The sequence below is a fragment of the Myroides sp. WP-1 genome, assembly GCF_014145635.1.
GTDB lineage: Bacteria > Bacteroidota > Bacteroidia > Flavobacteriales > Flavobacteriaceae > Flavobacterium.
On sequence record NZ_JACHTC010000008.1, the window covers coordinates 95,445 to 110,856 of the forward strand.

Genomic DNA, 15,412 nt, shown 5'->3' on the forward strand with positions numbered 1-15,412 from the left:
AGAGCATGTTAAGCTTTCGAACCTTTTCTTTATACCGCTATTCTGTCATTAAAAAATATTTAATTCACCTTCTTCATCACATCTTTCAGCATGTGGCGAATTTCCTGAAACATCGCTTTGGTATCTGCTTCCCCCAGATCTTCTGGTTTAAATTCTTCTGTGGCAATACTACAAGCATATTCCCAAATTTCTAGGATATCGTATGCTTTAATGCGATAAGGCTCATAAAACGTATTATCAGAATGCAACTCATACGTTTCTTTATCAATGCGATATACTCTCTTATATACTACACCTTCATTGGCTGTCATAATAATATAAGTACGTCCATTGCGGATGTAATCGAGCTGCTCAATATAACTACCAATAATAAACGATCCTTCTTGGTGTGGAGGCATAGAATCTCCTTCAATGGGAAAAGCTCTATACTTTCCTTCTCTCAAGAAAGGTAGGGAAATTTGATCTAGATTTTGAATAAATTCGGGATCTGCATATCCCGATAAGTACCCTGCTCTTGCTTTATGCGGAATTATTTCAATAAAATTATTGCCATTAGGATCAACCATAATGGGCAATAAAATACGGTTATCTTCCAATTTTAATAAATCTTGCATAGGCACCTTTCTCAAATCAACAGAGATCAGTAAATCCACACTCACGTGAAAATAACGTGAGATTTTCAACAAAACTTCCAAAGGAGGTTCCGAAGCCCCTTCTTCATATTTTGAATAACGGGCACGTGTAATGAGTAGCGAATCGGCTACTTTTTGCTGCGACAATTCTTTCTGTGCTCGCAAATACCTGATGTTATCGGATAAGTATGACATTTGCTATTATTTATAGCATCAAATATAACAATAATTGCTAACATACGTAGTAAGTTTGTTTAAAATAATTTGATAGTTAGATTGATGGAACGCGCAATTGTACATTTAGATTTGGACAGTTTTTTTGTCTCTTGTGAGCGATTAACTAATCGTCAACTCACTGGTATTCCTCTTATTATAGGGGGAGGTGATCGCGGTGTAGTTTCAAGCTGTTCCTATGAAGCACGTGCCTTTGGCGTTCGATCAGCGATGCCGATTCGCATGGCGATGCGTTTGTGTCCGCAAGCTAAAGTTATCAAAGGCGATATGGAGCTTTACAGTAAAATGTCGGCAGAAGTAACGGAAATTATCGCCGAAAAAGCACCCGTAATGGAAAAGGCCAGCATTGATGAGTTCTACCTCGATTTAACGGGAATGGATCGTTTTTTTAGCGCTAATCAATGGACTTCAGAATTGGCAGCAACAATTCAAAAAGAAACACACCTCCCCTTGAGTTATGCCCTGTCAATTAATAAAACTGTTTCTAAAATGGGAACAAACGAAGCTAAACCAGCTGGCGCTTTGGTTATTTCCGAAAAAGAGGTACAACCCTTTCTCAATCCGTTGTCTATTCGCAAAATTCCCATGCTTGGACAAGCAACGTATGATTCACTTGCTCGATTGGGAATACGAACCATCGAAACACTAGCCACGATGCCTTCAGAAATTCTGTTTCAACTATTGGGTAAAAACGGTTTAGATCTTTGGAGAAAAGCCAATGGAATAGACTTTTCTCCTGTTGAACCCTATCGCGAACGCAAGTCAATTTCGGTAGAACACACCTTTGCTCAGGATACCATCGATTTAACATTATTAAAAACAACATTGTTAGGAATGGTTGAACGGTTGGCCTTTCAATTAAGATCCGAAGGTTGGCTTACTTCCATTGTATCTGTTAAGATTCGTTATACCAATTTCGATACAGAAACCAAGCAATGCAAAATTGCCTATACCTCAGCCGATCACGTACTCAATGCTTATGTATTAGACTTGTTTGAAAAACACTATCAAAGACGCATGAGACTGCGCTTAATCGGCATCAATTTAAGCGGTTTAGTCAGGGGAAACTACCAAATTAATTTATTTGAAGATTCTCAAGAAATCATGGCGTTGTATGAAGCAATGGATCAAATTAAAAAACAATATGGCATACATGCGGTTCACCGTTGTTCTAGTGCCATACTCAAATCTAAAAAGAAATAAAGATGTTGTTAAATTGTCATTCTTACTATAGTCTGCGCTTTGGCACGATTCCACTAGCGCAATTGGTCACTGCAGCTCAACAGTTGCAAATAAAAACCTTAGCCCTAACGGACGTCCATACATTTTATGGTATGTACGACTTTATTCAACTTTGTCAAAAAGCCAATATCAAACCACTCATTGGTGCTGAATTTCGCTTCAATCACCAGCTGCAATACATCGGCCTTGCTAAAAACAACCAAGGGTTTCAAGAGATGAATCAGTATATCACCTTACACAACAAAACCAAACAACCATTTCCTCAAAAAGCACCTGCTTTTGCGGATACATTTGTTATATATCCGTTAGAAAATTGTCCTTCTACCCTTGCAGAGCACGAATATATTGGTGTTAAACTAAACCAACGCAACTTGTTGTATCAAGATCAATGGAAAAAACAACTACCCAAAATGGTTATTTTACATCCTGTAACAATTCAATGTGCGGAAGAATATGAATTACACCGCATTCTACAAGCCATTGATCAAAATACACTATTGAGTAAATTAGACCCGAAAACTTGTGCATCGCCTGATGAAATCCTCATGAGTGAAGAAGATCTTTATCAGCATTTCGAATCCTTTCCTCTTTTGTTGGCCAATACACAAAAGATTGTAGAGGAAGCTAACTTTTCCTTTGCTACAAAAAAAAGTCGAAATAAACTGTGTTATACAGACACAAAGGCTAATGACATGCAATTACTCACTGCTCTTGCTAAAGAAGGTGTAGAACGTCTCTATGGAGTTAATCACCAACAAGCAACCAAACGACTACAAAAAGAACTCGATGTGATTGAAAGGCTGTCTTTTGCTAGCTATTTTCTCATCATTTGGGATATTATTACCTATAGTACTCGACAGGGATTTATGCACATCGGTCGAGGAAGTGGAGCAAACAGTTTGATTGGCTATTGTATTGGTATTACCAATGTTTGCCCTTTAGAACTCGACTTATACTTTGAACGTTTTCTCAATGTCAATCGCAAATCTCCTCCTGACTTTGATATCGATTGGTCTTGGACAGATCGCGATGCCATTATCGATTATATTTTCGAAACCTATGGGGAAGAATACGTTGCCTTTTGCGGAGCTATGTCGACTTTCAAATCTCGCTCTATTGTAAGAGAAATAGGTAAAGTATATGGATTACCTAAAGAAGAACTTGACCAACTCAATCGCCGTTATTCACCTGAACAAAACGATGGTAATTCAATTGTACAACTCATTCATCACTACGGTCAAATGCTAGAAGGTTTTCCCAATCAACGAACGATGCACGCCTGTGGGATTATTATTTCAGAAGAGCCTTTATCACATTGTACTGCCTTAGACTACCCGCCTAAAGGTTATGCTGTAGCGCAATTTGATATGCACATTGCTGAAGACATGGGGTTTGAAAAATTTGACATACTCAGTCAACGTGGGATTGGCCATATCAATGAAACAGTCGAATTAATTCGAGAGAATCAACAGGTAGATATCGATATTCGAGATGTCTCTCTGTCGAAAAACGAAATAAAATCCAATGTGTATTTACAATCGGGAAACACCATTGGTTGCTTCTATATTGAAAGTCCCGCCATGCGAGGTTTATTGAGAAAATTAAAGTGTAATAATTACAAAACATTAGTAGCTGCCTCTTCTATTATTAGACCTGGAGTTGCACAAAGTGGTATGATGCAAGAATATATTTTTAGACACAACAACCCCAATCAATTCGACTATTTTCACGATGTATTTAAAGATCAATTAGGGGAAACTTATGGTATTATGGTTTATCAAGAAGACGTGATTAAAATTGCGCTTCACTATGGGGGATTACCTGCAGAAGACGGTGACATCCTCCGTCGTGCGATGAGCGGTAAAAGTCGTTCGAAGGAAGGTTTACAAGCGGTTCGTCAACGTTTTCTTTCGCTATGCGAGGAAAAAGGACATCCTCAAGCACTCAGTGAAGAAATTTACCGTCAAATTGAATCATTTGCAGGTTATTCCTTCTGCAAGGCACATTCTGCATCTTATGCAATTGAGAGTTACCAAAGTTTATACCTCAAAGCCCATTATCCCTTGGAATTTATTGTTGCTGTGATCAATAATCAAGGAGGGTTTTACCGTACAGAAGTTTATGTACACGAAGCAAAAATGTCGGGAGCTCGTGTATTTCCGCCGTGTATCAACCGAAGTATGCAAGGAGCTACTCTGAGAAAGCGAGATATTTTCTTGGGTTTTCAACTGGTTAAAAATCTAAATACGGCCTTGATTGATGCGTTCTTGAAAGAACGTCAAAAAAACGGTAATTTCACCTCACTTGAAAACTTTATTCAACGGGTAAATATTAATCTCGAAGCGCTAGAAACGCTAATTTTTATTGGGGCTTTTCAATTTACAGGGCTACAAAAGAATGAATTGCTCATTCAAGCTAAATTACTGTATAACAAAAACAAATCTAAATCGACTTGGCAATTAATACAAGAACCTATTAAAGCATTTAATTTTCCAACATTAAAACGAACAATGGAAGAAGATGCCTTTGATGAATTGGAATACTTGGGTTTTCCAGTATCCACAACCCCCTTTAACCTCTTACAGACGAAATTTAGAGGAGAAATCACAACCAAAGACTTCCTCTTCCACAAAGATCAAAATACGCGTTTAGTAGGCTATTTAGTGGCTTTAAAACCGATTCAAATCAAAAGTGGCCTCATGTACTTCGGGACATGGATCGACTCTAATGGGGATTACTTCGACAGTGTACATTTTCCCCATAGCTTACAACAATACCCATTTCAAGGTAGTGGTTGTTACCTACTGTTAGGAACAATCCAAATCGATTATGAGGTACCGACACTTCATATTCTAAAAATGGCTAAACTGCCGTTTATACAAGATCCGAGGTACGCGAATGTGTGATGTTGTTCATTGTTTGGTGTTGGTTGTTTGGTGTTGGTTGATTTTATTTAATCAGAAAAACCTCAACACCTCACCATCTCAACACCTCACCATCTCAACACCTCACCTATTTTATATTGGTTTTAGTGTTCGATGAATATATCTCACCTAGTTTATATTTGTTTTGGTGTTCGATGAATATATCTCACCTAGTTTATATTTGTTTTGGTGTTCGATGAATCTACACTGCGTTCCGATTTTCACTTCGTTTCGATTTTCACTTCGTTTCGATTTTCACTTCGTTCCGATTTCAACACCTCAACATCTATCTCACCTAGTTTATATTGGTTTTAGTGTTCGATGAATCTACACTGCGTTTCGATTTCAACACCTCAACATCTCAACATCTCAACATCTATCTCACCTATTTTATATTGGTTTTTGTGTTCGATGAATATATCTCACCTAGTTTATATTGGTTTTGGTGTTCGATGAATATATCTCACCTAGTTTATATTTGTTTTGGTGTTCGATGAATCTACACTGCGTTCCGATTTTCACTTCGTTTCGATTTTCACTGCGTTCCGATTTCATCACCTCACCATCTATCTCACCTAGTTTATATTGGTTTTAGTGTTCGATGAATCTACACTGCGTTCCGATTTCAACACCTCAACACCTCACCACCTCAACATCTATCTCACCTAGTTTATATTTGTTTTGGTGTTCGATGAATCTACACTTCGTTCCGATTTCAACACCTCAAAAAAAGTGACCCATGTTCAGTGATTCGTTCTTTCTACACCAAGGATGTACTTGCTTTATTAGAAAGAGGCTACAAAAAAAGCAAAAAAAAAATCCCCTATAAAGGAGATCACATAAGAAAAAAATGGCAAGCTACCTACATCGCACCGCTACAACCACATACCTTTGCTGCGTTCCCACCCTGGAGGATTCTGCAGGAGCTGGTCGTGTAGGACTTGCCGTTGCAAATATACAACCATTTTATATTTTTCCAAGTGTTTACAACTATTATAATAACTTTTGTATATTGTAATAAAATTAAACTTACCGATGAAAAGACATAACATGCTTATACCCTTAGCCTTATCACTTGCATTTTTTAGCTGTTCTGAGAAAAATAATTTAGAAAAAAATGTAATTTCTTTAAATACATCCGAATTAAAGCAGGTTTACAACGATAAAGAGGCTATAAAATTAAGCTTAAACTTGGCTGAAAACGCCGAATTAGACTCTGTTGTTTACCACTTAAATGATATTCGCTTAGGAGCTGTAAAAGGAAATGAAACACTCAATGCTCCATTGAAAGGACAAAAATTTGGACAATATACCCTCACAGGAACCGCCTATGCAAACAAAGAAAGCATGGACGTTTCTTCTCGTATTGTTATTCTGTCTTCTGTTGCTCCTCAACTGATCAACTACTCTATCGTCAATACCATCCCTCATGACATCAAAGCGTATACACAAGGATTGGAATTTCACAATGGAATTCTCTTCGAAAGTACAGGAAATGGAGAAGGCATAGGAACAGGTACTAAAGGAGTATCAAGCGTTCGTCAAATCAATCCAAAAACGGGTGAAGTTATCAAAATCAAAGAGCTTCCTATGGAAATTTTTGGTGAAGGTTGTACTATTTTAAACAACAAGCTATATCAATTGACTTACAAAAACAACGAGGCTTATGTATACAATCCTGAAACGTTTGAAAAAATCGCTACTATTCCCTACTTCAAAAAAACGGAAGGTTGGGGCTTATGTAACGATGGTCAATACTTGTATATGACGGATGGCTCTGAGAAAATATACAAACTCAATCCCGATACTTTTGAGAAAGTAGATGAAATTACTGTTGCTGCACAACGTGAAATCTTGGTAAATATCAATGAATTAGAATGGGTTAATGGCAAGATATATGCTAATTTCTACGGTAAAAGTGGGGTGGCTATTATCGATCCTACAACTGGATCGGTAGAGGGGATTATAGATCTTTCTCAACTGTATGATTTAGTCGAACGCCACCCAGACTTAGACGTCTTAAATGGTATCGCTTATAACGCAAAAACCAATACATTTTTTGTTACAGGAAAAAACTGGAATAAAATGTTTGAAATTAAAATTATTGAATAGGGAAAGAAGAGAAAAGAAAGAAGATAAGGGAAAATTTTCTTCAAATAAAGATACTTCATTCTTTACAACGAAGAATACTCCCTTTGTTACATATTTTTGAATTACGTTAGTTAATCTAACAATATTTCCAGCTAGGATAAAGAATACTTCTTCTTTATCCTAGCTGTTTTTTTTTGTTCATTTCTGACCTTTTTGAAAACACAAGAAAAATAAATTAATTCAATAGAGGTATATAGGGAGACTCTTGAATATTAAAAACAAACAAGAGAATTTCCTCATCACCTCATCACCTCACCAAACAACAAACAACAATCACCAAACACCACCTCACCATCTATCTCACCTAGTTTATATTTGTTTTGGTGTTCGATGAATCTACACTGCGTTTCGATTTTCACTGCGTTTCGATTTCCTCTTTCCTCTTTCCTCTTTCCTCTTTCCTCTTTCCTCTTTCCTCTTTCCTCTTTCCTCTTTCCTCTTTCCTCTTTATCTCACCTAGTTTATATTTGTTTTGGTGTTCGATGAATCTACACTGCGTTTCGATTTCCTCTTTCCTCATTACTCATACAAACTCACTCCATTGACATCTGTTGTCAGGACTTCTGACATATAATCAAAGAAGGGTTTCATTGCTTCGAAAGTTTGAAGAACTTGTGTGATAAATTCTGGTTTTAGTATTTCTTCATCAGTAAAAGAACGCATCACTAAGAATTGTTTTTTACGCAATAAATCAATAGCGGGATGTTCTTTGTCAAATCCCTTAGGAGCTGTTTTGAGCTCTTCTCCCATTAATCCTCCAAAGGTTTGTACAAATAGAGGATCACTTATAATTTTGCGCAATTCGGAATCATCCAAGGCAATTTCTTTGCGAATGCGCAATAAATCATCTTTATTAGGCTCCCAAAATCCTCCTCCTACAAAACTCTTTCCAGGTTCTATATTGAGGTAATAACCTCCGCGTAACAAGGGCTTCTTTCTTCCAATATGCAAGCCAAAATAAGTTTTATAAGGGGTTTTATCTTTTGAAAAACGCACGTCACGGTATAAACGGTGTACGTGAAAGAGTTCTACCTCATCCACAACAGCCATTTGATCAAATACCGATTTAAAAAACGCTTTTACTTCTGTAAAAACAGCATCAATTTGCGGTTTATTCTCCGTAAACCAAGGTTTATTGTTGTTCTTGGCTATTGTTTCTAAAAGCGTTAAGTGTTCTTTTTTTAAGTGATTCATAGGTGTTCTATCTGCGGTTGTATGACAAATTTACTTTAAAATATCGGTATATTTTACAATATAGGCTTGACGTTGTTCATCCGAAATTTTCAATCCTTCTTTGATATAGTGATCCATCGAACCATACTTAGTTTCAATTGCAGCAAACATCGCATCGAGATAATTAGGCTTAATCCAAGAAAAATTCTCAATTACTTCATAATCAATTTTCGGAAACAAAAACTTGCCAAACTTAGCTAATTTCATTCTGCTAGAAACGTCCTCTACCCTTCCATTATTTGACAGCAAATATTCTTCCATGATCGTTTGACGATCCACGTTCAAAATACTCAACATAATAGCGCCAATCATACCTGTGCGATCCTTTCCTGCTGAACAGTGAAACAGCGTTGCTTGATCGTAATCTAGCATACGCACCACGATATCGCGTATTTTATCTGGATTATCCAACACGTAAATTCCGTAAAATTCTTCCACTGCTTTATTGGATTCTTCTACAGTTACTCTACCTTTTAGCACTTCCTTTTTTGCTTTACTAAACATATCTTCTGAATCTTCAAATGCCTGTATATTATAATACTGAACAGTAGCAGGTAAGCGATCTGGGTGTTTTTTTATTTCTCGATCTGTTCTCAAATCAATAACTTGTGTGATATCATACGCTTCTAAGGTTTTGAAATCCTTTTTCTTTAGTTTGCCTAAATGACCACTACGATAAAAATGTCCCGTTTTAATCACACGTTGATCTTGGGTAATAATCCCTCCTAATTCACGCACATTCGCTACATTTTTAATCGCTACACCAGCATTAGCTTCTTGGTATACTTGTCTTTGCTTTTCTTTCGGCGTATACTTACTATCTTCCCCACTTGCATAGCGTTGGGCTAATGCTTGATAATTTTCAGTTGTATCTAACTTTGAAAATACAATGGGTTGATAGGCACTTTTATAAGAACAACTTCCTAAGAATAATATTCCACCAGCAACAAACAGCAATCTATACTTTTTCATAACGTACTTTATATTAACCTTTCTCAAAGTTAAGCAATTCTAATCTATTTTTATTTTCAACTCGTTTCTACAAAAAAAGCAATGCTTTGCAGCATTGCTTTCTATATTATTAGTTAAGACCCCATTAAACTCCCATAAATTGGAATGGTTTACTTTCAACAAGTTTATCATTCGATAAACCGAAATACTGCTGTCTCTTAGAAACATCTAATTTTTTTACTTTGTTTTTTTCACCAAAATCTAGCGTTTTCAAATCCAACCACAACGGCGATAAGGTCAACGGATCTTCGTAATAGTACACCAAATTCTTCTGATCTGAAACGGCTCTCCATTTCGTTGAAGATAAATTAGGGTAACCTTCAATATGTACTCCATATGGAACAGAGCAATTGCGAATTACACTGAAAGCAGACCCCACAGCAACCATTGTATCATCACTTTGATCTACTGCAGTTGCGTAGTATGATGCACGAGCGAAACGATCTTCGGATCTACCTGTTCCAGGTAACACCTGATTTCCAGGTAAAAAAGCCCAATAGTCTCTAATTGCCAATTGCTTGTCATACGTTGGAGAATTGGTCACCACCGTATAAGATGGATCGTGGTAGATTTTTAATTTGCCGTCAATGTATTCTAACACAGCGTTGTCTCCTTTTGCGTCAGACATGGTTAAATGTACCGTTGCTAGCGTAGTTCTTCCTGGTGTATTAGCTGTAACAACAGTAACCGGATTTTTCTGTAGATCAGCTACAGCTTCTGCTACGGTAGCATAATTATCCAATACATATTGAGCCCAGATTGCCAAGCTCATTCCCTTTTGTTTCCCATTCGGGTCATACTCTGGATATTGAGATTCTACCAACCATAAAATATTAGCTACTAACCCTTTTTCATTCATTCCGTCTGTTGTAGCGATATCAAAAGCTGATACAATAACGCTTCCATATTTTGACTTCCATTTTGCAGATGCCTTTCCTACTTCACCTGTGCGTTCCATTCCTCTAGGAAAAACCCAAATATTAGGATCAATTTCATCTTTCCAATCCATTGAACGCGCTGTAATAATTGTATGGTTAGGTCCTTTGTATACCACACGGGTACACGCATAAGCATCTGATACAACGGGCAGTAAAAAGGCGGCTAAGGCTAAATTAGCTACCCAAATTTTCCATTTTTTCATAGTTATAGAGTTATTTATGTGTTTGTTATTTCAATGCCTGTTTAAAAGCAGTTAAAGCTCTTTCTCTAGCAAATTTGTGTTCTACCAACGGAGCTATATAATCTTCAGTTCCATATTCAGGTATCCATCGTTTGATATACTGCTCGTCTTTATCGAACTTCTTCTGTTGTTCGGATGGATTAAAAATACGAAAATACGGCGCAGCATCACAGCCACATCCTGCTGCCCATTGCCAATTACCAACATTCGCAGCTAAATCATAATCATTCAATTTTTGTGCAAAATATGCCTCTCCCCACCGCCAATCAATCAAAAGGTGTTTAACCAAAAAACTGGCAACAATCATACGTACGCGATTGTGCATATACCCTGTTTGATTCAATTCGCGCATCCCTGCATCGACAAAAGGATATCCCGTTTCTCCTTTACACCAGGCCTCAAACTCTACTTCGTTATTTCTCCACTTAATATTTTCATACTCACTTTTGAAACACGCTCTTGCGGAGGAAGGGTAATGATACAAAATAGACATGAAAAACTCACGCCAAATTAGTTGACTCAACCACGTATCGTTATCTCGTATCGCTTGTTTAACACAAGTGCGAATTGACACAGTTCCAAATCGGATGGCCATTCCCAAATGAGTAGTAGCATCCAAGGCAGGATAGTCGCGGTTTTCGGTATAATTTTGGATAATTGAACGATCAAATACGGGTGGTTTGACATTCTTTATTGTAGGAGTGTTATATCCCATCTTAATTAAACTCGGAAGAGCCACTTCTTTATCTTTAGGCACAAAATTTCCTTCGTTTAGCGTAATGGTCCAATCGATTAAGTGTTGTTCTGTTAACTTACTCCTCCATAATTTGGCATAAGGTGTATAAACTTTATATGGAGTATTATCGCTTTTCAGCAATTCATTCGTCTCAAAAATCACTTGATCTTTAAAGCTATAAAAAGCAATGTTCTTTTGTGCTACTAAGGCTTGTACAGCACTATCTCGTTTCCTTGCTTGTGGTTCATAATCGGTATTGGTATAAACAGCTGAGATGGGGTACTTTTGCAGTAAATAGTCAAAAGTTGGGATCACTTGACCGTGATAGACAAACACTTGACTATTCAATGGGCACAACGCTTCGTTCATTTGCGTTAAAGCTTGATAAATATACTGTATACGTCGATCATCTTTGGATGGAAATTGGTCTAAAATAGCCGTATCAAAAATAAATACAGGCAGAACTTTCTTCCCTGTTTGAATAGCATGATACAAACCTACGTTATCGTGTAAACGCATGTCTCTTCGAAACCAAAAAAGTACAATTTCTTCCATAGCAGCCCTACTAAAAAGACCCTTTATTCTAGTTAATAAAGGGTCTTTAAAGATAGTTTTTTATTTAAAAATAACCAATAATACTTAGCCAAGTTGTTCCTACAACCAAATAAATGGCCAATAGCAACACGCCTATAATCAATCCATACATCCACCAAGACTTTAATTCAACATAGCCACTTCCGAAAAATACGGGTGCAGGACCATGTCCATAATGTGTTAGTGTACCATAAATTGACCCCATATATCCAAGAGTTAAAGCCAGTAACATGGGAGGTACTCCAAGGGAAACTCCGACACCTAACAATGCTGCATACATTGCTGCAACGTGCGCTGTAGCACTAGCAAAGATATAGTGACTCAAGAAGTAAACAACTACAATTAGAGGATAAGCATAATGCCAATCAATTCCTCCCATTTGTACTTTTACTAAATCGCTAAACCATCCAATAAAGCCCAACGTATTGAGGGAGCTCGCCATCATTACTAATACAGCAAACCACACAATCGTATCCCAAGCACCTTTTTCTGATTTAACATCATCCCAGGTCAACACAGAGGTTAACAATAGAATAGATAGTCCAATAAAAGCAGTAGTGGTAGCGTCAATTGTAAATAAATCACCCGTAATCCACAAGAAGAGTAAAATAAAGAAAGTCAATAACATCAGCTTTTCAGGCAGGGTTAATTTTCCCATTTCTCTTAATTTTTCGGCTGCAATTTTAGGAGCATCTCCTGTTTTCTTTAATTCAGGAGGATAGATTTTATACAAAACCAAAGGTGTAAGAATAAAAGCCACTACTCCAGGAACAAAACCGCCAATAGCCCAATTCATCCAACTGATATTGATTCCAATATCCGCTGCAAATTTTTGACACATCGGATTACTTGCCGTTCCGGTTAAGAACATAGCAGAGGTTATCAAATTGAGATAATAACAATTTAAGGTTAAAAAAGACCCTACTTTTTTCTTGGTTTCTTCTTTGCTAGGATCAGAACCGAAGTTCATCGCCATCGATTTCATGATGGGATAAATAATTCCACCTCCACGAGCTGTATTACTTGGAATTGCTGGTGCTAATACCAAATCTGCTAAACCCAATCCATAGGCTAAACCCAACGTACTTTTCCCGAAAGCGCGGATAAATAAATAGGCAATGCGATTTCCCAATCCTGTTTTAATAAATCCTCTCGCGATAAAAAAAGAAATCCCGATTAACCAGATCACTTTATCGCCAAAGCCCTTTAAACTAAGTGTGATCGATTGCCCCGCATTTCCTGGTGCTAACAGTTGAAAAAAAGCAGTTAATCCAACAGCTATCATACACATAGTTCCCATAGGGGCAGCTTTGAGGATAATTCCCAAAATAGTACTGACGAAAATAGCAAACAAATGCCATGCCTCAGGAGTTACGCCCTCGGGGATAGGACAAAACCACAATAATATTCCTATTACTACGGTTATTCCGAAATTTTTTAAATTTACTTCTTTCATAGAAGGAGTTTTGTTATTCGTTGTTTGTTGTTTGTTGTTTGTTGTTTGTTATAATCTACACTGGAATTGTAGGAAAGCTAAATTAGAGTTGTATGACTTCGTATGTTCAACACTAGTTTTAAAATTGTCAATTTGCATTCCCAATTGCAGACGAGCGCCATAGTTCTTTAAGAATTCAACACTTACCATTGGAACCCAAGTTTGTCTAGCATTAGAGTTTACGTGAGCACTGCCGTCTAAATATTCATAACGACAAGCAAACTCAATTGCCTGTAATTTATTCATTCCCAACTCATAGCGAATATTGGGTAAAATATAAAAACTCTTCATCAAATAATCCTTCATATCTCCAATGCGTTGTTCAACTGGTTGGGTAAAATACATTTGATGGTTTACCCCTTGTTTTGCCTCTATTTGAAAATCAATACTCCAACGATGACCTAGCGAGAAAAAAGCAGAAGCTTCTGCTCCTACCGCATAAATTGTCTGACGCTGAACTTCTCCTACTCCACCACTTATACCTAAGTTGATTTTGTGTTTAGGATCTACGTTAAACAACAAACGGCTGGAATAATGCTTTCCATCGTCATTATCTGTTTTATTTTTTCCATTCCCGTTAGTTACGGAGACTCCATAACTCATGGGTACATTTCCTAAATCAACACTACCTGTTATCGCTGCGCCAATTTGAAAACTCGTCCATCCATTATCTCCAAACAAATAGTACGAGTTGGAGTAATCAATTGATTTCACGACATCTACTGGATAGGTTTCTTCCATTCCAAACAAAGGTCTGAATTGCCCTACAGTAAACTGCAAATAGCGATTTAGCGTATACTTTGCATAGGCATTTTCTAGTACTTTGGTTTTGGGATCCGATTTAAAGTCTGCTAAATTAACTAACGCTACTACTTCTAAATTCTCCGTTACTTTAGCATTCATAGAAACACGCATACGCTTAATTTCAAAAGAGTTATTCGTTCCTTCTCCATCGCCATAATGCATTCCATTAATATCTACTCCTCGTTTAAAATTATCTAAGTAGCGCGTTTGAAAAACACCACCTACTTTAAACTGAGGATATTTTTGCGTGGCGTCATTCAACACAATTTTGTCTTCAAAAATTCGAATTGTATCTTGTGGAATTGCCATTTCAGACGTGATTTTCACTTCTTGTGCCAAGCTATTTATTGTAGTAAACAAGCCTATTCCGAAGAGAAATAGACTTGTTATCAACCCTTTTTTTTGTTTCATTTTACTTCTTTTTAAACTTGAGAAAGCTAGCGCGATTGTACTCATAGTTCATGCGAGCAATATTCAAAACAGAAATACCTTGTGGACATTCAACTTCGCACGCTTCTGTATTGGAACAGTGACCAAATCCTTCTTCATCCATTTGAAAAATCATATTCAATGCACGTTCTTTGCGTTCCTGTTGTGACTGAGGCAATAGTGCTAGTTGCGTAATCTTTGCTGAAGTAAACAAAGCGGCGCTACCATTCTTACAAGTAGCAACACAAGCTCCACATCCAATACAAGCAGCAGAGTCAAAAGCAGCTTCTGCTGTTTCATGTGATACAGGAATTGTATTTGCTTCTGGCGCCTGACCAGTATTAACAGATACATACCCTCCCGCAGATATGATGCGGTCAAATGCACTTCGGTCAACTTTCAAGTCCTTCTTAACAGGGAAACCAGCAGCCTTAAAAGGCTCAATTAAGATCGTTTCTCCGTCTTTAAACTCTCTCATGTGCAATTGACATGTTGTTGTGTTTTCGAGAGGACCATGTGCATTGCCATTTATCACAACACCACATTGCCCACAAATACCTTCCCTACAATCGTGGTCAAATTCAATTGGGTCTTCTTTTTTGGAAATTAATTGTTCATTTAAGGTGTCCAACATTTCTAAAAAAGACATATGTGTATTCACATTATCTATCGTATAATCTACCAGTTTACCTTCTGATTTACGATCTCTTTGTCTCCATATTTTAAGATTCAATTTCATAGCCCCTA

Annotated in this window: 11 protein-coding genes and 1 other RNA gene; 3 read left to right on the forward strand and 9 right to left on the reverse strand. The window is 37.2% G+C overall.

What is annotated here, in order from left to right; genetic code table 11:
- Positions 1 to 59 precede the first annotated feature (59 nt).
- A complete protein-coding gene (locus tag H4K33_RS09540) occupies positions 60 to 827 on the reverse strand; it encodes a LexA family transcriptional regulator (protein ID WP_182648293.1) in 768 nt (255 codons plus the stop codon).
- A gap of 84 nt (positions 828 to 911) precedes the next feature.
- Between H4K33_RS09540 and dinB the strand changes: the two genes are divergently transcribed.
- Positions 912 to 2,069, forward strand: a complete 1,158-nt coding sequence (dinB, locus tag H4K33_RS09545) for a DNA polymerase IV (RefSeq protein WP_182648295.1) — start codon at positions 912 to 914, stop codon at positions 2,067 to 2,069.
- A gap of 2 nt (positions 2,070 to 2,071) precedes the next feature.
- Positions 2,072 to 5,014 carry a DNA polymerase III subunit alpha gene (locus H4K33_RS09550; RefSeq protein WP_182648297.1) on the forward strand — a complete coding sequence of 981 codons (2,943 nt, stop codon included), beginning with the start codon at positions 2,072 to 2,074 and terminating at the stop codon, positions 5,012 to 5,014.
- Between the two features lie 866 nt (positions 5,015 to 5,880).
- On the opposite strand, the gene ffs is transcribed toward H4K33_RS09550, so the two are convergent.
- Positions 5,881 to 5,979, reverse strand: an RNA gene (gene ffs / locus H4K33_RS09555) — signal recognition particle sRNA small type.
- 88 nt (positions 5,980 to 6,067) lie between these two features.
- On the opposite strand from ffs, the gene H4K33_RS09560 reads away from it, so the two are divergent.
- Positions 6,068 to 7,144, forward strand: a complete 1,077-nt coding sequence (locus tag H4K33_RS09560) for a glutaminyl-peptide cyclotransferase (protein WP_182648300.1) — start codon at positions 6,068 to 6,070, stop codon at positions 7,142 to 7,144.
- Between the two features lie 558 nt (positions 7,145 to 7,702).
- Here the strand turns inward: H4K33_RS09560 and H4K33_RS09565 are convergent.
- The 7 genes from H4K33_RS09565 to H4K33_RS09595 all read right to left on the reverse strand — a co-directional run bounded on the left by H4K33_RS09565 (position 7,703) and on the right by H4K33_RS09595 (position 15,404).
- Positions 7,703 to 8,377 carry a DUF2461 domain-containing protein gene (locus H4K33_RS09565; protein WP_182648302.1) on the reverse strand — a complete coding sequence of 225 codons (675 nt, stop codon included), beginning with the start codon at positions 8,375 to 8,377 and terminating at the stop codon, positions 7,703 to 7,705.
- Positions 8,378 to 8,407: 30 nt separating this feature from the next.
- On the reverse strand, positions 8,408 to 9,388 hold the full coding sequence (locus tag H4K33_RS09570) for a tyrosine-protein phosphatase (RefSeq protein ID WP_182648304.1): 981 nt from the start codon (positions 9,386 to 9,388) through the stop codon (positions 8,408 to 8,410).
- Between the two features lie 124 nt (positions 9,389 to 9,512).
- Positions 9,513 to 10,568, reverse strand: a complete 1,056-nt coding sequence (locus H4K33_RS09575; RefSeq protein WP_182648305.1) for a linear amide C-N hydrolase — start codon at positions 10,566 to 10,568, stop codon at positions 9,513 to 9,515.
- Between the two features lie 25 nt (positions 10,569 to 10,593).
- Complete coding sequence (locus tag H4K33_RS09580; RefSeq protein ID WP_182648307.1) at positions 10,594 to 11,898, reverse strand: deoxyribodipyrimidine photo-lyase; 1,305 nt, start codon at positions 11,896 to 11,898, stop codon at positions 10,594 to 10,596.
- 64 nt (positions 11,899 to 11,962) lie between these two features.
- On the reverse strand, positions 11,963 to 13,393 hold the full coding sequence (locus H4K33_RS09585; RefSeq protein WP_182648309.1) for an anion permease: 1,431 nt from the start codon (positions 13,391 to 13,393) through the stop codon (positions 11,963 to 11,965).
- Positions 13,394 to 13,441: 48 nt separating this feature from the next.
- Positions 13,442 to 14,647, reverse strand: coding sequence for a porin (locus H4K33_RS09590; RefSeq protein WP_255493643.1), 1,206 nt, complete (start codon positions 14,645 to 14,647; stop codon positions 13,442 to 13,444).
- 1 nt (position 14,648) lies between these two features.
- Entirely contained in the window at positions 14,649 to 15,404 is a 756-nt protein-coding gene (locus H4K33_RS09595) for a succinate dehydrogenase/fumarate reductase iron-sulfur subunit (protein ID WP_182648313.1), read from the reverse strand.
- Positions 15,405 to 15,412: the final 8 nt, after the last annotated feature.

Bases quoted from the DNA above. Each gene is read 5' to 3' on its own strand.
- H4K33_RS09590 (WP_255493643.1), bottom strand. From the start codon at position 14,647: ATGAAACAAAAAAAAGGGTTGATAACAAGTCTATTTCTCTTCGGAATA.
- dinB (WP_182648295.1), top strand. From the start codon at position 912: ATGGAACGCGCAATTGTACATTTAGATTTGGACAGTTTTTTTGTCTCT.
- H4K33_RS09585 (WP_182648309.1), bottom strand. From the start codon at position 13,393: ATGAAAGAAGTAAATTTAAAAAATTTCGGAATAACCGTAGTAATAGGA.
- H4K33_RS09575 (WP_182648305.1), bottom strand. From the start codon at position 10,568: ATGAAAAAATGGAAAATTTGGGTAGCTAATTTAGCCTTAGCCGCCTTT.
- H4K33_RS09565 (WP_182648302.1), bottom strand. From the start codon at position 8,377: ATGAATCACTTAAAAAAAGAACACTTAACGCTTTTAGAAACAATAGCC.
- H4K33_RS09560 (WP_182648300.1), top strand. From the start codon at position 6,068: ATGAAAAGACATAACATGCTTATACCCTTAGCCTTATCACTTGCATTT.
- H4K33_RS09550 (WP_182648297.1), top strand. From the start codon at position 2,072: ATGTTGTTAAATTGTCATTCTTACTATAGTCTGCGCTTTGGCACGATT.
- H4K33_RS09540 (WP_182648293.1), bottom strand. From the start codon at position 827: ATGTCATACTTATCCGATAACATCAGGTATTTGCGAGCACAGAAAGAA.
- H4K33_RS09570 (WP_182648304.1), bottom strand. From the start codon at position 9,388: ATGAAAAAGTATAGATTGCTGTTTGTTGCTGGTGGAATATTATTCTTA.
- H4K33_RS09595 (WP_182648313.1), bottom strand. From the start codon at position 15,404: ATGAAATTGAATCTTAAAATATGGAGACAAAGAGATCGTAAATCAGAA.
- H4K33_RS09580 (WP_182648307.1), bottom strand. From the start codon at position 11,898: ATGGAAGAAATTGTACTTTTTTGGTTTCGAAGAGACATGCGTTTACAC.